The sequence below is a fragment of the Bradyrhizobium liaoningense genome (genome assembly GCF_018130955.1).
Classification (GTDB): domain Bacteria; phylum Pseudomonadota; class Alphaproteobacteria; order Rhizobiales; family Xanthobacteraceae; genus Bradyrhizobium; species Bradyrhizobium liaoningense_C.
This window is the reverse complement of the sequence record NZ_JAFCJM010000028.1, coordinates 28,582-46,274: the sequence shown is the minus strand read 5'-3', so window position 1 is coordinate 46,274 and position 17,693 is coordinate 28,582. Positions and strand designations below refer to the sequence as shown.

Annotated in this window: 15 protein-coding genes; 9 read left to right on the top strand and 6 right to left on the bottom strand. The window is 63.9% G+C overall.

Going from position 1 to position 17,693, the window contains the following annotated elements:
* Positions 1–6 precede the first annotated feature (6 nt).
* Entirely contained in the window at positions 7–1,095 is a 1,089-nt protein-coding gene (locus JQ632_RS22535) for a Zn-dependent alcohol dehydrogenase (protein WP_212404770.1), read from the top strand.
* Positions 1,096–1,224: 129 nt separating this feature from the next.
* Here JQ632_RS22535 and JQ632_RS22530 read toward each other — a convergent pair whose 3' ends face one another.
* The 4 genes from JQ632_RS22530 to JQ632_RS22515 all read right to left on the bottom strand — a co-directional run bounded on the left by JQ632_RS22530 (position 1,225) and on the right by JQ632_RS22515 (position 5,683).
* Positions 1,225–1,578: a nuclear transport factor 2 family protein gene (locus JQ632_RS22530; protein ID WP_212404769.1), complete on the bottom strand. Its 354-nt coding sequence runs from the start codon at positions 1,576–1,578 to the stop codon at positions 1,225–1,227.
* Between the two features lie 186 nt (positions 1,579–1,764).
* Positions 1,765–3,237 (bottom strand): amidase, encoded by a 1,473-nt coding sequence (locus JQ632_RS22525; protein ID WP_212404768.1) that lies wholly within the window; start codon positions 3,235–3,237, stop codon positions 1,765–1,767.
* Between the two features lie 253 nt (positions 3,238–3,490).
* Complete coding sequence (gene mbfA, locus JQ632_RS22520) at positions 3,491–4,462, bottom strand: iron exporter MbfA (protein ID WP_212404767.1); 972 nt, start codon at positions 4,460–4,462, stop codon at positions 3,491–3,493.
* Between the two features lie 75 nt (positions 4,463–4,537).
* Positions 4,538–5,683 (bottom strand): alpha/beta fold hydrolase, encoded by a 1,146-nt coding sequence (locus tag JQ632_RS22515; RefSeq protein ID WP_212404766.1) that lies wholly within the window; start codon positions 5,681–5,683, stop codon positions 4,538–4,540.
* 192 nt (positions 5,684–5,875) lie between these two features.
* On the opposite strand from JQ632_RS22515, the gene JQ632_RS22510 reads away from it, so the two are divergent.
* The gene (locus JQ632_RS22510; protein WP_249152440.1) at positions 5,876–6,358 is read left to right on the top strand and encodes a hypothetical protein; all 483 of its coding nucleotides are present in this window, start codon (positions 5,876–5,878) and stop codon (positions 6,356–6,358) included.
* A gap of 120 nt (positions 6,359–6,478) precedes the next feature.
* On the opposite strand, the gene JQ632_RS22505 is transcribed toward JQ632_RS22510, so the two are convergent.
* Together JQ632_RS22505 and JQ632_RS22500 are read right to left on the bottom strand one after the other, a co-directional pair.
* Positions 6,479–8,023, bottom strand: a complete 1,545-nt coding sequence (locus JQ632_RS22505; protein WP_212404765.1) for an acyl-CoA synthetase — start codon at positions 8,021–8,023, stop codon at positions 6,479–6,481.
* Positions 8,024–8,094: 71 nt separating this feature from the next.
* Positions 8,095–9,267 (bottom strand): acetyl-CoA C-acetyltransferase, encoded by a 1,173-nt coding sequence (locus tag JQ632_RS22500; protein ID WP_212404764.1) that lies wholly within the window; start codon positions 9,265–9,267, stop codon positions 8,095–8,097.
* Between the two features lie 152 nt (positions 9,268–9,419).
* On the opposite strand from JQ632_RS22500, the gene JQ632_RS22495 reads away from it, so the two are divergent.
* From JQ632_RS22495 to JQ632_RS22465, 7 genes are all read left to right on the top strand, one after another.
* Entirely contained in the window at positions 9,420–10,079 is a 660-nt protein-coding gene (locus tag JQ632_RS22495; protein ID WP_212404763.1) for a TetR family transcriptional regulator, read from the top strand.
* Positions 10,080–10,135: 56 nt separating this feature from the next.
* Positions 10,136–10,894: an SDR family NAD(P)-dependent oxidoreductase gene (locus JQ632_RS22490; RefSeq protein ID WP_212404762.1), complete on the top strand. Its 759-nt coding sequence runs from the start codon at positions 10,136–10,138 to the stop codon at positions 10,892–10,894.
* A 195-nt stretch (positions 10,895–11,089) separates the two neighbouring features.
* On the top strand, positions 11,090–11,896 hold the full coding sequence (locus JQ632_RS22485) for an enoyl-CoA hydratase/isomerase family protein (protein ID WP_212404761.1): 807 nt from the start codon (positions 11,090–11,092) through the stop codon (positions 11,894–11,896).
* Between the two features lie 41 nt (positions 11,897–11,937).
* Positions 11,938–13,809 carry an AMP-binding protein gene (locus JQ632_RS22480; protein WP_212404760.1) on the top strand — a complete coding sequence of 624 codons (1,872 nt, stop codon included), beginning with the start codon at positions 11,938–11,940 and terminating at the stop codon, positions 13,807–13,809.
* Positions 13,810–13,918: 109 nt separating this feature from the next.
* On the top strand, positions 13,919–15,046 hold the full coding sequence (locus JQ632_RS22475) for an acyl-CoA dehydrogenase family protein (protein WP_212404759.1): 1,128 nt from the start codon (positions 13,919–13,921) through the stop codon (positions 15,044–15,046).
* 15 nt (positions 15,047–15,061) lie between these two features.
* Positions 15,062–16,309, top strand: a complete 1,248-nt coding sequence (locus tag JQ632_RS22470) for an acyl-CoA dehydrogenase (protein ID WP_212404758.1) — start codon at positions 15,062–15,064, stop codon at positions 16,307–16,309.
* A 117-nt stretch (positions 16,310–16,426) separates the two neighbouring features.
* Entirely contained in the window at positions 16,427–17,671 is a 1,245-nt protein-coding gene (locus JQ632_RS22465) for an acyl-CoA dehydrogenase (protein ID WP_212404757.1), read from the top strand.
* The last annotated feature ends 22 nt before the right edge of the window (positions 17,672–17,693 follow it).

Sequence of the window (17,693 nt, the reverse complement as noted above, 5' to 3'; positions counted from 1 at the left end):
ACACCGATGAAGGCCGCCGTCCTCCATGAAGTCAACAAGCCGCTGGTCATCGAGGATGTCAGCCTGCCAAAGCCCGGCCCGCGCGAGGTCTTGATCCGCACGTCCGTCGCCGGTCTCTGCCATTCCGATCTGCACTTCATGGAAGGCCTCTATCCGCATCCGCTGCCCGCGGTGCTCGGCCATGAATCGGCCGGCGTTGTCGAGCAGGTCGGCTCCGACGTCACCTATGTGAAGCCGGGCGATCACGTCGTCACCTGCCTCTCGGTGTTCTGCGGCACCTGCGACAATTGCACGACCGGGCGCACCGTGCTCTGCACCGACACCACCGTGAAGATGCTGCCGGGTGCGTCCAACCGCATGCAGTGGTCGCGCTCGGAAAAGCTGCACCAGTTCCTCAATCTTTCCTCCTTTGCCGAGCAGATGCTGGTGCATGAGAACGCCATCGTCAAAATCAGGAAGGAGATGCCGCTCGATCTCGCCGCCCTGATCGGCTGCGGCGTCATCACCGGCTACGGCGCCGTCGTCAACACCGCGAAGGTCACGGCCGGCGAGAGCGTGGCTGTGATCGGCTGCGGCGGTGTCGGCATGGCCGCGATCAACGGTGCGCAGATCGCTGGCGCCGGCCGCATCATCGCCATCGACACCAACCCGGCAAAACTGCAGCTCGCGACCAAGTTGGGGGCCACCGACGTGGTCGACCCCCGCAATGGTGACGTGATCCAGCAGGTGCGCGAGCTGACCGGCGGCGGCGTGCATCACTCCTTCGAGGTGCTGGGCCGGAAAGAAACCGCGGAGCAGGCTTTTGGCATGCTGGCGCCGGGCGGCACCGCGACCATCGTCGGCATGATCCCGTTCGGCCAGAAGATCGAGCTCCACGGATTCGACTTCCTGCGCGAGCGCAAGATCCAGGGCTCGTCGATGGGCTCCAACCATTTTCGCGTCGACATGCCGCGCCTGGTCGATTTCTATTTGCGCGGCCGGCTGCATCTGGAGGACTGGATCTCGGCCAAGCTGAAGCTCTCCGAGATCAACGAAGGCTTTGCCAACATGAAGGCCGGCAAGACGCTGCGCAGCGTGATCGTGTTCGATAGCTAGTCCCAGAGGACGGTGTCATCGCCCGCGAAGGCGGGCGATCCAGTATCCCAGAGACGGCGCCGTGATACGGAAAAGCCGCGGCGTACTGGATGCCCCGCCTTCGCGGGGCATGACAGTGGAGGGCGTGGCTCACCGCGACACATGCGCCGACACCGCGAGCCACTTTCCGTTCTGTTTCGCCCAGCAATCCGTATAGCGGCCGGTGGCTTGCTGGCCGTCCGGCGTCGTGTAGCTGGTCGCGGCGTGGATGATGGCGAAGTCGCCGAGGATGCGGATCACGACGTCGTGGGCGTGCAGATTGCGGATCGCGATCGGCCGCGCCGTCTGCTCCAGAAAGGCGGCGCGGTCGACCAGCGTCTTGTCGGGATTGGAGCAATAAAACTCCGGCGCCAGGATCTCGTCGAAGCGCTTGACGTCGCAGTTTTGCACGGAGGCGACGTAGTCGCGGTTGAGTGCGGTGAGCGCTTCGAGGTCCCCGCTCATTTGGCTTTCTCCCTGCTGTTCGTCACCAGAATCTCGATGTCGTCCTGGACAAGCGAAGCGCAGATCCAGGGCCCATTACCCCAAGACGTAGCTGTTGCGCATTCTTGGGCAACCGGTCTTCGTCAAACCACTCACTGGGGTAATGGGTCCCCTGAGTTCTCCTGGCTTTCGCCAGGACGACGGTGACTAATCATCGAACATCGGCGGCGGCACAAACCCGCCGAACTCGCGCTCGATCAGCTCGGCAAGCTTCAGCGGCGTCCGATCCTCAAGGAACGGCCCGACGATCTGCACACCCAGCGGCAGGCCCTGCTTCGAGAGCCCGAGCGGGACAGCCGTTGCGGGCAGGCCGGGCAGGGTTGCGATGCCGGGCCAGGCGAGCTGATCGGAATAGGGGTACTCCTTGCCGTCAATGACGATGCGCCGCAGGTCCATTTCCGGCGCATGATCGTGCGGATAGGCCGGCGTCGGCATGATCGGGCAGATCACCGCATCGAAACTCCCAAACAACGCGCGCCACTGCGCGCGCAGGCCGATGCGGGCGCCGGCATCGAGGATCCAGGCGCGGTGGCTCGCGGTGATGCCGCGCAGGCGCTCGGCGCCGAGGCTCCTGTCGTCGGCCGAAAGCTGGCTCGCGCCTGCCAGCGCGCCGGCATAGATTTCGGGCGGGAAGAATGCGCCGAGGAAGCCGAGCAGCATGCGCGAATAGAGACGCGAGGTGATCGCAAAGTCCGGCAATAGCGGGCTCTCGCGTGCAACCGTGACGCCGGCGCGGGTGAGGCCGGCCGCGAGCTTCTCGATGCTGCCGCGCACGTCCTCGTCGGTCGGCAACAGCGGGTGGCTGTCGATGACGAGTACCCTGAAGTCCCTCAGCGCCTGATGGCGCGCTGCGGGCAGTTCAAGGCGGTAGGCGACACCACCTTCGAGCGGGTCGGGGCCTGCCATCACGTCGAGCAGCAAGGTGAGATCCGCGGCACTGCGCGCCATCGGCCCGATGACGGCGAGGTCGTCGACGCGGGGAAGCGCGGGAAATGGCGGCGGTGTTTCGCCCCGCGCAGCGCAGAGATTGATGGTCGGCTTGTGCGCGAAGACGCCGCAATGAAACGCCGGCGTGCGCAGCGAGCCGCCGATGTCCGAGCCCGTCGCGAGCGCGCAGAAGCCTGCCGCAAGCGAAGCCGACGATCCGCCGGAGGATCCGCCCGGCGTGCGGCCGAGATCGTAGGGGTTGTTGGTCGTGCCGTAGATCTCGTTGTAGCTCTGCCAGTCGGCAAGTCCCACCGGCACGTTGGTCTTGCCGAGGATTACGCCGCCGGCGTCCTTGATCCGCGTCACGGGAAGCGCGTCTTGCGCTGGCCTGAAATTCTTCTGCGGCGGGTAACCCCAGGTCGTGGGTAGGCCCGCGATGTTGAAGGATTCCTTGATCGCCATGGGCAGGCCGAGCAGCGGCTTGTTCTCGCCGCGTGCGATCGCGGCGTCGGCTGCGCGGGCCGCGGCGAGCGCCCGGTCGAAATCGCGCACGCAGACCGCGTTGATCTTGCCGTCGTGACGCTCGATGCGGCCGATGGCCTCCTCGGTCAGCTCGACGGAAGAGACCTTTTTGGCAGTCAGCGCAGCCGACAATTCGACTGCGCTCTTGAAGCTCCATTGCGATTTGGCCACGGCATTCTCCTGCTCTCGTTGGAAGGATGATGCTCAGTTTGGCCTGATGTGGCAACCGTCGTTTGACAGCTATTGCCGTGCGGAGAAATGTGTTTGTGGCGACGCCACACAAAAGATGCTCGTCATCGCCCGGCTTGGCCGGGCGATCCAGTACGCCGCGGCAGTTGTTGTGAGCCTCGACGCCTCTGGAATACTGGATCGCCCGCCCCAGTGCGCAAGTGCGCACAAGGCGGGCGATGACACTGGAGAATACCTACGCCGCGCCGATCAATATGCCCACCGCGAGCACGATCGCGCCGCCCAGCACGATCTGGAACACGGCTTGAAGGAACGGCGTATCCATGTAGCGCGCGCGGATATAGGCGATCGCCCAGAGTTCGAAGAACACGACGATGCAGGCGATCGCGGTCGCGATCCAGAATGCGTTGGGCCAGGTGTCGGGTACGAGATACGGCATGGTGTGGCCGAGCCCGCCCAGCGTCGTCATCAATCCGCAGGTGATGCCGCGCAGCCAGGGTGAGCCGCGGCCGGTGAGCGAGCCGTCGTCGGACAGCGCTTCGGCAAAGCCCATGCTGATGCCGGCGCCGATCGAGGCGGCGAGGCCGACCAGAAAGGTCTGCCAGTTCTGATGCGTGGCGAAGGCGGCTGCGAACAGCGGCGCCAAAGTGGAGACCGAACCGTCCATCAGGCCGGCGAGACCCGGCTGCACATATTGCAGCACGAACATGCGCCGCCGCGTGCGGTCTTCCTCGTCGCGCACGTCAGGCTTGAGGATTTCGCCGGTGAGCTTCACGGCGAGATTCTCGTGATGCTTCTCTTCCTCGGCGAGATCGCCGAGCAGGCGGCGCACGCCGACATCCTCGGCCTGATCGGCGGCGCGCGCATAGAAGCGCTCGGCCTCCAGCTCCATCGTCTCGACTTCTTTCCGGATGGTGTCGAGCGGCAGGTTCTTGGTCAGCCAGATCGGGCGGCGCTTGAGGAAACCTTTGACGTCGTCGCGACGGATCGGCGGCAGATGCGGGCCGAACCGCTCCTCATACAGCTGGAGAAGACGATGCCGGTGGCCGCGTTCCTCTTCGGCCATCTCCTCAAAGATCCTCGCGGAGTCCGGATAGCGCTCCCTCAGATCCTCCGCGAAGGTCATGTAGATGCGGCTGTCCTCCTCCTCGGAGGAGATCGCCACCGCCAGCACCTCGCGCTCGGTCAGATCGGCAAAATTCTTCACGGCGCGTCCTGTTGAACTAATTTAGAATGGTTCTAAATTATAGAGGCGCGCCGTTTCCGGGTCAAATCATGCCGCCTATGCGCTGCTTCGCGCGAGGAAGTCGAGCAGGAGGCGGCTGACCGCTTCCGGCTGCTCCTGCTGCACCCAATGGCCGGCGCCATCGACGAGATGGCAGCCGAGCATGTTGGTGCAGGCACTCTTCTGCATCGCCTCGAACACGCCGGGGCGCTGATACGTGCCCCAGTCCTGCCTGCCGGAGATGAAGCAGGACGGCACGTCGATGGTGCGGCCGGACAGCAGTTGCAGCTCGTTGTTGAACGCGCCGCTCGTACCGCAGCGATACCATTGCAGCCCGCCCTGGAATCCCGTGCGCGTGTACTCGGCCCTGTAGAAGGCGAGCTCGCTGTCCGGCAGCCATGTGTTGGCGGCGATCGCGGCCGCTGACGGCATCTCCTTCGCCACCGTTTCCGCCATGGTCTCGTTGAGATCCATCACGTAATAGCTCGGCAGCCTTGCCAGCTCTCCCGCCGACCAGGACTTTAGCGGATAAGGCTTGTTGTCCGCCCAGTCAGCGCTCTTGTGATGATAATAGGCGCGCAGGAAATCATGCACGCCTTGCGGCGCACGAAGCATGTCGGCATCAGCCTCGCGTGTCGAATAGTACCATTGGTAATGCTTGCGCGGCCGCGGCAGCGCGGCGAGCTCGCGATGCACGGGATCGTCTACAGGCGGCTTCGCTGGATTATCAGCGGTGTTGAACGGCAGCGGCGGCGCGCCGCCGAACGGCGCACTCATCATCGTGAGCGAGCGGAACACGTCGGGCCGTATCAGCGCGCACCAGGTCGCGACCGGGCTGCCAAAATCGTGCCCGACGACGTCGACGCTTCTGTAGCCGAACGCCGACACCAGCCCGAGCGCATCGCGCACCAGATTAAACAGCCGAAACGGCGCGAGGTCGCCGTCATAGTCCGCGCTCCACCCCGTCGTGCGGCCATAGCCGCGCTGGTCCGGCGCAATCACGTGATAGCCGGCGGCCGCGAGCGTGGGCATCACCTTGCGCCAGGAGAAGGCGAGCTCCGGAAAACCGTGCAGCAGCAGTACGCAACGCCGCCCGCGCGTCTCGAAGCCGGCTTCGAGCACGTGCATGCGCAGGCCGTTGATGTTTTCGACATAGCGCGAGCGGATGCCGGCGGGCAGGGGGATGTCGGGGAGGGATGTCATTTCGCGGGTGACCTGGATGAGCCTTGCCGCACATGCACTGCGCTTGACAGTCCGCCGCGGGATGCCGAATGCTACCTATGCTTGTCTCAAAGGACAACATGAGTGGTCCTGAATCGTTGCTTCCCGGGACGATCGAATAACTCCCACTTGGTTCAAGGAGAACGTTGCATGCGCTTGTCGAGGTCGAGAGGCTTGGAAGGCTGGTTTTCGGGTCTCTACGTCGCGCTCCTGGCCGCATGCCTCCTTCTCGGTCCTGTCGTTCATGCCATGGAGATGAATGATCTGACCGAGAAATTGCCGCGCGCCTATGTCGGCGAATTTCGGTGGGACGGCGATGCGGTCGTGCAAAACGTCGTCATCACATTCGAGCAGGTGCGGTCTCTCGATGAACGGAATGCCGAAGCGCTTGGATGCGGTGTCTACGAAGACGGCCGCCAGGTGACGAAGATAAAAGTCCGAATGTTCGTCAGGTTGTCCGACCGCCAAGTGGAGATTTTCGAGCGGTCGCCTGACGGGACCGCGTCTTTCGAGACCGGCGGCAGCCATCGCGGTACTCTGTCGGAAGACCTTCAGGGAATCGACGCGCAGTGGACTACAAGTGACTCCGGGCGACGAGGACAGTTGCATCTGCGCGCGGCGTCGTCCGCGACATGCGCGCCAGCGACGTCGCTCTAATCTCCGACGTTGCAGGGTGGGCAAAGCGAAGCGTGCCCACCTCTTCTCGTTCCATCTTGGAGAGATGGTGGGCACGGCGCTTTGCGCCTTTGCCCACCCTACGAAGCGAGCGCACGCGCGCTAAATCTTCACCGCGGTCTTCGGCCAGTACTTGTCGCGCAAATGCCGCTTCACCAGCTTGCCGGTCGGCGTGCGCGGCAGCTCGGCTTCGAAGTCGATCGAGCGTGGGCATTTGATGGCTGACAGGCGCGTCTTGCAGTAGGCGATCAGGTCGGCCTCGAGCGCTTGGCCTGCGCGATTCATGTCGTGCGGCTGCACCACCGCCTTGACCTCTTCGCCCATCTCCTCGTTCGGTACGCCGAACACGGCGACGTCGGCGACCTCGGGGTGGGTGATCAGAACGTCCTCGGTCTCCTGCGGATAAATGTTCACGCCGCCGGAGATGATCATGTAGGACTTGCGGTCGGTGAGGAACAGAAAACCGTCCTTGTCGAGATAGCCGACATCGCCGAGTGTCGACCATCCCTTGGCGTTGTAGGCCTTCTTCGTCTTGTCGGGATCGTTGTGATAGGAGAACACCGGCGCGTCGGCGAAATAGACTGTGCCGATCTCACCAACCGGCTGCTCCTCGTCGTTCTCGTCCAAGATCTTGATCTTGCCGACCACGGCGCGCCCCACGCTGCCGCGATGCTCCAGCCATTGCTTCGAGTTGCAGACGGTGACGCCGTTGCCTTCGGAGCCCGCGTAATACTCGATCAGGATCGGTCCCCACCAATCGATCATTTTTGCCTTCACATCGACCGGGCAGGGCGCGGCGGCGTGGATCGCGCCCTTCAGCGTCGAGACACTGTACTTCGTGCGGACTTCATCAGGCAGCTTCAGCATGCGCACGAACATGGTCGGCACGAGCTGCGATTGCGTCACCTTGTACTTCTCGACCAGCTTCAGGAATTCCTCGGCGTCGAAATGCTCCATGATGATGGAGGTGCCGCCCAGCGTGATCGCCATCATGTTGAAACGCAGCGGAGCCGCGTGATAGAGCGGCGCCGGCGAGAGATAGGTGCTGTCCGCGTTCATGCCGCACATGTCGGCGCAGAGCACGCGCAGGAACGCGTTCGGCTCGTCGATCGGCTTGCCTTCGAACTCCTTCTTGACGCCCTTGGGGCGGCCGGTCGTTCCCGATGAATACAGCATGTCGTAGCCGGCGACCTCGTCCGCGATCGGCGTCGTCGGCTGCGCGGCCGCCTCCTTGTCGTAGGAGCGGAAGCCGGGCATGGGTTCATCGACCGTGTAGAAAATCGGTTCGCCCGGCACGCCCTTGATCAGATCCTTGATCTGGTCGGCGCATTTCGGCGTGGTGATCACGACCTTGGCGCCGCAGTCTTTCACGATGTAGTCGATCTCGTCCTGCTTCAGGTAGCGGCTGATCGCGGTGTAATAGAGCCCGCTCCGCTGTGCGGCCCAGCAGATCTCCATGAAGGCGAGCCGGTTCTCCATCAACAGCGCGATGTGATCCCCCGCCTTCAGCCCCAGCGAGCGGAACAGGTTGGCGCCCTGGTTCGAGAGCTCATCGAGCTCGCGATAGGTGATGGCTTTGCCGGTCGACGCCATCTGATAGGCGATCTTGTCGGGCGTGGTCTTTGCGTAGACGGAGGGATGGGTCATCGAGAGGTCCCGAGGCAAAAAGTGCGTCGTCCCGGCCTTCGCCGGGACGACACCTTTATTGTGGCTGCAGCTTACAGCCGCTCCACGATCGTCACGTTGGCCATGCCGCCGCCTTCGCACATGGTCTGCAGGCCGTAGCGCTTGCCGCGCTGCTGGAGCGCGTGCACCAGCGTGGTCATCAGCTTGGTGCCGGAGCCGCCGAGGGGATGACCGAGCGCGATCGCGCCGCCATTGACGTTGAGCCTGCTAGGATCGGCGCCGGTGGTCTTGAGCCAGGCGGTCGGCACCGAGGCAAAGGCTTCGTTGACCTCGAACAGGTCGATGTCGTCGATCTTCATGCCGGCCTTTTCCAGCGCCTTCCTGGTGGCGTGCAGCGGGGCGTCCAGCATGATCACGGGGTCGCCGCCGGTCATGGTCATGTGATGCACGCGCGCCAGCGGTTTTACGCCGAGCTGCTTCAACCCGCGCTCGTTGACGACCATCACGCCGGAGGCGCCGTCGCAGATCTGGCTGGCGCTGGCCGCGGTCAGCTTGCCGTTCTCGGCGATCAGCTTGACGCCCTTGATACCTTCGATCGTGGCGTCGAAGCGGATGCCCTCGTCGATGTGATGGGTGTCCTTGGAGCCGTCGGCCCTGACGATCTCGAGCGGCACGATCTCTTTCTTGAAGTGGCCGGCTTGCGTGGCCGCAATCGCGCGCTGGTGGCTGTTGTAGGAGTATTCGTCGAGCTCGTCCTTTGACAGGCCGTACTTCTCGGCCATCATCTCGGCGCCGGTGAACTGGCTGAACACGATGTTCGGATAACGCTGCTCGATGCCGGGGCTCTTGTAATTGCCAAAGCCGTTCTTGGCGGGGAGCTGCGAGGACAAGCCCATCGGCACGCGGGTCATGGATTCCACGCCGGCGGCGATCACGACGTCCATCGTGCCGGACATCACAGCTTGCGCCGCAAAGTGCAGCGCCTGCTGCGAGGAGCCGCACTGCCGATCGATCGAGGTGCCCGGCACGCTCTCCGGCAGCTTCGAGGCCATGATGGCGTTGCGCGCGACGTTGTTCGACTGCTCGCCGACCTGCATCACGCAGCCCATGATGACGTCTTCGACTAGGGCGGGATCGACCTTGGTGCGATCGACCAGTTCGTCCAGCACCTTTGCGGCGAGATCGGCCGGATGCCAGCCGGCGAGGCGGCCCCCCTTGCGCCCGCCCGCGGTGCGCGCAGCGGCGACGATGTAAGCCTCGGCCATTTCGGTTTCTCCCTGTTTATTCTGAATGGGTTGGGGTTGTCGGGGGCGGTTTTAAGGGGCCACTCCTCATTTAGTCAATTGATCAATTAACTCTTGTGGTGAGGCGCTGCTTGCGCTTATCTGCGGCCTCTTTCGGCCAGACAGGGATCTCCGTGACTACCAGCGTACCGAACAGGCTTCCGGCTGCGAAAAGTTCCACGGCGGAAAAGCTGCTGGTGGCCGCGAGCGAGTTGATGATCGAACGCTCCTCGATCGAGATCTCCCTGAGCGACATCGCGCAAAAATCCGGCGCGAACGCCGCACTGGTGAAATACCACTTTGGCAACAAGGACGGGTTGCTGCTGGCGCTGCTCGCGCGCGACGCCGCGACCGAGCTCTCCAATCTCGAATATCTGTTGGCCCAGCCGATCACGCCGACCGCGAAGCTGAAGCTGCATATCGGCGGCATCATCCGCGCCTACTACCGGTTCCCCTACATGAATCGCCTGATCCATTATCTCCTGCACGAGACCACGGCCGGCTCCGCCGACGAGGTGTCAAAGTTCTTCGTCGCGCCGCTTCTCGATTTCCATCGCCGGCTTCTCGCCGAAGGCGTCAGCCGCGGCGAGTTCCGCCAGACCGATCCGGTGCTGTTCTACACCAGCCTGATCGGCGCCTGCGATCACCTGTTCTTCGGCCGGCACGCGATGTCACGTGCGACCGGCGTCGGTCCGGTCACCGATGAAGTCTGCCGGCAATACATCAAACACATGGAAACGCTGATCTGCGGCGGCATCCTCACGCAAGCCGAGGAGGCCGTCGCGGCCGGATGATCCGGCCAGAACCTATCAAGTCCAGAGAAGAAACGTCCAAGGAAAGGTAGTTTGCGATGCAGTTGAAAGACGTAGCCGTTCTCATCACCGGTGGTGGTTCGGGCCTCGGCGAGGCGACCGCCCGCGCCATGGCGGCAAAGGGCGCCAAGATCGGCGTGATCGACCAGAACAAGGAAAACGCCGAGAAGGTCGCCGCCGAAGTGAAGGGCGTTGCCCTGCATGCCGATGTCACCTCCGAGGAGCAGATCAAGGCGGCGATTGCGAAAGCTGAAGCCGCGCACGGCATCGCCCGCGTGCTGATGAACTGCGCCGGCATCGGCGGCTCGCAGCGCATCGTCGGCCGCGACGGCGTTTACCCGCTGGAAAAGTTCGCGCGCATCATCAACGTCAACCTGATCGGCACCTTCAACTGCCTGCGGCTGTTCGCCGAGCGCCTCGTCACGATCGAGCCGGTGGGTGAAGAGCGCGGCGTCATCATCAACACGGCATCGGTTGCCGCTTACGAAGGCCAGATCGGCCAGATCGCTTACTCCGCCTCCAAGGGAGGCGTCGTCGGTCTCACACTGCCGGCTGCGCGCGATCTCGCGAGCCAAAAAATCCGCGTCAATACCATTGCGCCCGGCCTGTTCTTCACGCCGCTGCTGATGGGTCTGAACGAAGAGGCCCGCAAGAGCCTGGGCGCCCAGGTGCCGCATCCCTCGCGTCTCGGCGACGCCAAGGAATACGGCGCGCTCGCAGTGCACATCGTCGAGAACGCGATGCTCAACGGCGAAACCATCCGCCTCGACGGCGCCATCCGCATGGCGCCAAGGTAAGGCGCTCTCCTCTTACCCTCCCCTGGAGGGGGAGGGTCGGCGCGAAGCGCCGGGGTGGGGTGATCTCTCCACTCGGGCGCTATTCGATGGGGAAACACCTTCACCCCACCCCGCTCGCGCTGCGCGCGATCGACCCTCCCCCTCCAGGGGAGGGTGGGAGACGGTCACCGCGTGGCACGAAGGCACGAGGCTCGCATGTCCCAACCGCTGCTGATCGAGCACAATGACGGCCTCGACCGGCTGACGCTGAATCGCCCGGAGAACCTCAACGCGCTTGATCCTGCGCTGATCGATGCGCTCAACGTCTACTTTCAGGGCCTGCAGCGCAACCGCGACACGCGCGTTGTGGTGCTGAAGGGTGCCGGCAAGAACTTTTGCGCGGGCCTTGATCTCAAGGCCGCGATCGCCCGCCGCACCAAGCAGCAGGAGCCGCCCGGCGTCACCGCGTCCTTGGACTCGCAGCGGCGCATCGCCGACATCGTGATGCTGATGCGGCGCTGCCCGCAGCCGATCATTTCTCTCCTGCAGGGCGCGGCCGCCGGCGGCGGTTTTGCGCTGGCGCTCGCCTCCGACATCCGCATCGCGACCAAATCGGCGCGGATGAATTGCGCCTTCATCAAGCTTGGGCTCGGCGGCTGCGATATCGGCACCAGCTATTTCCTGCCGCGCCTCGTCGGCGTCTCCGTCGCCTCCGAACTGATCCTCACTGGCCGCTTCATCGGCGCCGAGCGCGCGCTAGCGGTCGGTCTTGTCTCCGAAGTCGTCGACGAGGACAAGCTCGACGACGCCGCCGAGCCTTACGTCGATGCGATGATGACGGCGTCGCCGACAGGCCTGCGCCTCTCCAAGGAATGCCTCAACATGAGCGTCGACGCTGGCTCGCTGGAAGCCGCCATCGCGATGGAGGATCGCAACCAGGTGCTGTGCAGCCGCTCCGAGGAATTTTCGGAAGGCATCAGGGCCTTCCTAGAGAAGCGAAAGCCTGTCTATATCAGGCGCTGACGACAAGACCCGCAAAGAACAATAATTCCGGGAGACGCAAAATGAGTGGGAATGCGGCGGCGGTGATGACGAAGCCCGCCTTTCGCAAGGTCGAGTGGATCGCGCGCGACATCGATGTCGAGCGGCGCGCCGACGGCACGGTCGTGTTGAAGTCGCGCATCCCGCTGCAGGCTTACGAGAAGCATATCCCGGCTTCGCTCGCAAAGTGGGCTAGGCAAGCGCCTGAGCGCATCTGGCTCGCGCAGCGAGGCGGTCCCGATCGCGCGTGGCGAAAAGTCTCCTACGGCGAAGCCAAGCGCATTGTCGATGCGCTGACGCAGGGTCTGCTCAACCTCGGCATCGAAGGACGGCCGGTCACGATCCTTTCCGGCAATTCGATCGAGCACGCGCTGATGACGCAGGCCGCGATGCAGGCGCGCTCGCCGGCGGCTCCCGTGTCGCCGGCCTACTCGCTGATGAGCCACGATCACGTCAAGCTGAAATATTTGTTCGACCTGATCAAGCCGGCCGTCATCATGGTGCAGGACGGTCCGACGTTTGAGAAAGCATTGAAGGCGCTTGATCTCACCAGCGTCACGGTCGTGCACGTCTTGCGTCCCTGCGACGGCATCAAAAGCGTCAGCTTCGCCGATCTCGCAGCAACGCCCGTGACGAAGGATGTCGACGCCTCCATCGCAAAAATCACGCCTGACACCGTCGGCAAGCTCTTGTTCACGTCGGGCTCGACCGGCATGCCCAAAGCCGTCATCAACACGCAGGCGATGATGTGCGCCAATGCGGCGATGATGATGCAGGTGCGGCCGCGCTCGCCCGATGGCCCGATCGCGACCATGCTCGACTGGATGCCGTGGAATCACACCATGGGCGGCAACGCGGCGTTCCACCCGATCCTGGTCGATGGTGGCACGCTCTATATCGACGACGGCCGGCCGATGCCGGGCCAGTTCGAGGAGACGCTGCGGAATCTGCACGAGATCTCGCCGACCTATTACGCCAACGTGCCCGCCGGCTACGCCGCGCTTGCGGCGGCGATGGAGAAAGACGAGGCGCTTTGCCGCTCCTTCTTCAAGAACCTCTCGATCATGGCCTATGGCGGCGCGCGGCTACCGGATGATCTCTACGACCGTATGCAGGCGCTCGCAGTGAAGACGACAGGCGAACGCATCGTGTTCTACACCGGCTGGGGCTCGACCGAGACCGCGCCGACCTCGACCGGCACCTATTGGGACACCGAGCGCGTCGGCCTGATCGGCTTGCCGTTCCCCGGCGTCGAACTGAAGATGGTGCCGTGTGGTTCGAAGTACGAATTGCGCCTGCGCGGCGTCAACGTCACGCCCGGTTATTTTGGCCAGGCCGAGCTGACCAAGAAAATGTTCGACGAGGAGGGTTTCTACTGCATCGGCGACGCCGGCATTTTCGTCGACGACAAGGATCCCGTGCAGGGCATCATCTTCGCGGGGCGCGTGGTGGAGGATTTCAAGCTCACCACCGGCACCTTCGTCCATGTCGGATCGCTACGCACCGATACGATCGCGGCCGCAACGCCCGTCGTGCATGACGCGCTGGTCGCGGGGCAGGATCGTCCGTTCATCGGGCTGCTCGCCTGGCCGAACCTGCATGCCTGCCGCCAGCTCGTTGGCAACGCCGATCTCAGTTTTGAGGATGCCGTAAGACATCCCGAGGTGATCGCCTGCTTCAAGCGCGGGCTGGAGGCGCACAACAGGGACTGCGAAGGCGCGAGCAGCCGCATCATCGCGCGCGCCATGCTGATGGTCGAGCCGCCTTCAATCGACGGCAATGAGCTCACCGACAAGGGCTACATCAACCAGCGCGCCGGCCTCGAGCGCCGCGCTGCGCTGGTTGAGCGGCTCTATGCCGACAAGCCCGATCAAGACGTGATCGTGCTGCGATGAAATTCGTAGGATGGGTAGAGCGCAGCGAAACCCATCGCCTTAGTCCGACAATTGATGGGTATCGCTTCGCTCCACCCATCCTACAGAACAGCAAAACAGGGTGCCCGCCATGAATTTCGATTTCTCTGACGACCAAAAGCAGCTCCGTGATCAGGCGCGAAAATTCCTGGCCGAAAAATGCTCGCCCAAGGCGGTGCGTGTCGTGCTCGACGGCAAGGCGCCCTATGACAAGGAGCTCTGGAAGGGCCTCGCCGAGATGGGTTTTCTCGGCGTCGCGATCCCCGAGGAGTTCGGCGGCGCGGGCGCCGGCCATCTCGAGCTGTGCGTGATCGCCGAGGAAATGGGCCGCGCCAATGCGCCGGTGCCGTTCTCCTCCACCGTGTATCTCGCAGCCGAAGCGCTGCTGATCGCCGGCAGTGACGCGCAGAAGAAAAAGTGGCTGCCCGCGATCGCCTCCGGCGAGGCGATCGGCACGCTGGCGTTGTTCGAGGGCAAGGGCAATCCGTCGCCGAAGAACATCAAGCTCGCGGCATCGGGCGGCACGCTCAACGGCGTGAAGAAACCGGTGCCCGATGCTGCGATTGCCGATTTCGCGGTGGTTGCTGCACGCACTGGCTCGGGCGGACGCGATGGCGACATCTCGCTGTTCCTCGTCGATCTCAGGGCCGGCGGCGTCGAGGTGAAGAGCCTGACCAATCTCGATCCGACCCGCGGCCAGGCCGAGCTGACCTTCAAGAATTGCAAGGCCGAGCCGCTGGGCGCGGCCGGCGAAGGCTGGAGCATTCTTTCGCAGGTGCTCGATCGTGCCGCCGTGCTCTGCGCCTTCGAGCAGGTCGGTGGCTCCGACCGCGCGCTGGAAATGGGCCGCGACTACGCGCTCGACCGCATCGCCTTCGGTCGTCCGATCGGCTCGTTCCAGGCGGTCAAGCACATGCTCGCGGATATGTATGTCTCGGCGACCTTGGCGCGCTCCAACAGCTACTATGGCGCCTGGGCGCTCTCGACCAACGCGTCGGAATTGCCGGAGGCCGCGGCCGCCGCGCGCATCAGCGCGACGCAGGCGTTCCAGCACTGCGCCAAGAACAACATCCAGGTTCACGGCGGCATGGGTTTCACCTGGGAGTTCGACTGCCACATGTACTATCGCCGTGCCAACGCCATGGCGCTCGGCCTCGGCAGCCTGTCCTATTGGGAAGACCAGTTGATCGACCGCATGCGCAAGAAGAACGCGGCGTAAGCGAAGGACATCGTCATGAACTTCGAAGACACCCCGCAGGAAGCTGCGTTCCGCGCCACCGCGCGTGCCTGGATCGCGGCGAATGCGCCCAAGCAGTACGAGGACGAGCTGCGCAAATCCTCGCTCGGCCGCACGCAGCTCAAGAACGCCAACATCCTCGAAGTCGCAAAAGCCTGGCAGAAGAAGAAGGCCGATACCGGCTGGGCCTGCCTGCACTGGCCCAAGGAATATGGCGGTCGCGGCTCGTCGCCGATCGAGCGCGTGATCTGGCAGCAGGAAGAAGGTCCGTTCGGAAAGCTCTCCGGCATGTTCATCATCGGCCACGGCATGTGCGGGCCGACCATGATGGCATTCGCGCGCGAGGAGCATAAGCGCACCTATCTGCCGCCGCTCGCCTCCGGCGAAAAGGTCTGGTGCCAGCTCTTCTCCGAGCCCGCCGGCGGCTCCGACGTCGCGGGCCTGCGCACGCGTGCGGAGAAGGACGGCGACGAGTGGGTCATCAACGGCCAAAAGATCTGGACCTCGGGCGCGCATTATTCCGACTACGGCATTTTGCTCACCCGCACCGATCCGACCGTGCCCAAGCACAAGGGCCTCACCATGTTCTTCCTGGACATGAAGAGTCCCGGCGTCGAGGTGCGGCCGATCAAGCAGGCGAGCGGCGCCTCCGACTTCAACGAGGTCTACTTCACAAACGTCCGCATTCCCGATCACCAGCGCCTTGGCGAAGTCAATGACGGCTGGAACGTCTCGCTGACCACGCTGATGAACGAACGCATGTCGATCGGCGCGGGTGTCTCGACCGGCTTCCCCGAGCTGTTCGACTATTGCTCCAGCCTGATGCTGGACGAGGGCCCTGCGATTGAGAACGCAGCGGTGCGCTCAAAACTTGCGAGCTGGGCGGTGACGGCGAGCGGGCTGAAATACACCAGCATGCGCGCGATCTCCGCGCTGTCGAAGGGCGAGCGTCCGGGGCCGGAAAACTCCATCGGCAAGCTGGTGGCGGGCTCCATGATCCAGGACGTTGCGACCTACGCACTCGACCTGCAAGGCGCCGCCGGCGTGGTCAGCGGTCCGGAGGACGCCGAAGTCGCCGGCCGCTTCCAGGCCATGCTGCTGCGCGCGCCGGGCACGCGCGTCGAAGGCGGCACCGACGAGATCATGCGCAATATCATCGCCGAGCGCGTGCTGGGCTTGCCCGGCGACATCCGTGTCGACAAGGACGTGCCGTTCAACAAGATCCCGACCAAGGGAAGGAATTAGCCGTCATTCCGGGGCGATGCGAAGCGTCGAACCCGGAATCTCGAGATGAGGAAGTAGCCTCTAGATTCCGGGTTCGCCCTTCGGGCGCCCCGGAATGACAGAAAGAGAGAAGCCGCCATGAATTTCGACGACACCCCGCAGGAAGCCGAATTTCGCGCAACCGCTCGCAAATGGGTCGCCGCCAACGCGCCGAAGGAGTTCGAGGAGGAATTGTCAAAATCCTCGCTCGGCCGCATCCGGCTCGCGAAGCACGACATGGTCGAGGTCGGAAAGGCCTGGCAGAAGAAGAAGGCGGAAGGCGGCTGGGCCTGCCTGCATTGGCCGAAGGAATATGGCGGCCGCGGCGCGACCCCGATCGAGAAGGTGATCTGGCAGCAGGAGGAGGGCGTCTACGGCAAGCTGACGCAGCCGTTCCAGATCGGCGAGGGCATGTGCGGCCCGACCGTGATGGCCTGGGGCAGCGAAGAGGCTAAGCGCCGCTATCTGCCGAAGCTCGCTTCGGGCGAAGAGATCTGGTGCCAGCTCTTCTCCGAGCCGTCGGCCGGCTCCGACGTCGCGGGCCTGCGCACCCGCGCGGAGAAGAAGGGCAACGACTGGGTCGTCAACGGCCAGAAAATCTGGACGTCGGGCGCGCATTATTCCGACTATGGCCTATTGATTGCGCGCACCGATCCGAACGTGCCCAAGCACAAGGGCCTCACCATGTTCTTCCTGGACATGAAGAGCAAGGGTGTCGAGGTGCGGCCGATCAAGCAGGCCAACGGCATGCAGGAGTTCAACGAGGTCTATTTCACCGACGTCGTTATCCCGGACAGCCAGCGGCTCGGTGCGGTCGGCGACGGCTGGAACGTCTCGCTGACCACGCTGATGAACGAGCGCATGTCGATCGGCTCGCGGCTTGCGACCGGCGTGCCCGAAATGTTCGACTTCTGCTCGAACCTGATGCTCGAGGACGGGCTTGCGATCGACGATCCCGCCGTGCGCTCGAAACTCGCGACCTGGGCGGTGAAGTCGAGCGGGCTGAAGTACACCAGCTACCGCGCGATCTCGTCGCTGTCCAAGGGCGAGCGTCCCGGTCCGGAAAACTCCATCGGCAAGCTGGTCTCGGGCATGATGCTCCAGGACATCGCGACCTATGCGATGGACCTGCAGGGCGCGGCCGGCGTTCTCACCGGCATGGACGAGGAAACCGTGCACGGCCAGTTCCAGCAGATGCTGCTGTCCTCGCCCTCGATGCGCATCGCCGGCGGCACCGACGAGATTTTGCGCAATATCATCGCCGAGCGCGTGCTGGGCCTGCCCGGCGACATCCGCGTTGACAAGGACGTGCCGTATAACAAGATCCCGACCAAGGGGCGGTGAATTGTAGGGTGGGTTAGCCACG

Coding starts and splice junctions, on each gene's coding strand:
- JQ632_RS22480 (WP_212404760.1), top strand. CDS start 11,938: ATGAGTGGGAATGCGGCGGCGGTGATGACGAAGCCCGCCTTTCGCAAG.
- JQ632_RS22485 (WP_212404761.1), top strand. CDS start 11,090: ATGTCCCAACCGCTGCTGATCGAGCACAATGACGGCCTCGACCGGCTG.
- JQ632_RS22475 (WP_212404759.1), top strand. CDS start 13,919: ATGAATTTCGATTTCTCTGACGACCAAAAGCAGCTCCGTGATCAGGCG.
- JQ632_RS22535 (WP_212404770.1), top strand. CDS start 7: ATGAAGGCCGCCGTCCTCCATGAAGTCAACAAGCCGCTGGTCATCGAG.
- JQ632_RS22500 (WP_212404764.1), bottom strand. CDS start 9,267: ATGGCCGAGGCTTACATCGTCGCCGCTGCGCGCACCGCGGGCGGGCGC.
- JQ632_RS22515 (WP_212404766.1), bottom strand. CDS start 5,683: ATGACATCCCTCCCCGACATCCCCCTGCCCGCCGGCATCCGCTCGCGC.
- JQ632_RS22490 (WP_212404762.1), top strand. CDS start 10,136: ATGCAGTTGAAAGACGTAGCCGTTCTCATCACCGGTGGTGGTTCGGGC.
- JQ632_RS22530 (WP_212404769.1), bottom strand. CDS start 1,578: ATGAGCGGGGACCTCGAAGCGCTCACCGCACTCAACCGCGACTACGTC.
- JQ632_RS22505 (WP_212404765.1), bottom strand. CDS start 8,023: ATGACCCATCCCTCCGTCTACGCAAAGACCACGCCCGACAAGATCGCC.
- JQ632_RS22470 (WP_212404758.1), top strand. CDS start 15,062: ATGAACTTCGAAGACACCCCGCAGGAAGCTGCGTTCCGCGCCACCGCG.
- JQ632_RS22465 (WP_212404757.1), top strand. CDS start 16,427: ATGAATTTCGACGACACCCCGCAGGAAGCCGAATTTCGCGCAACCGCT.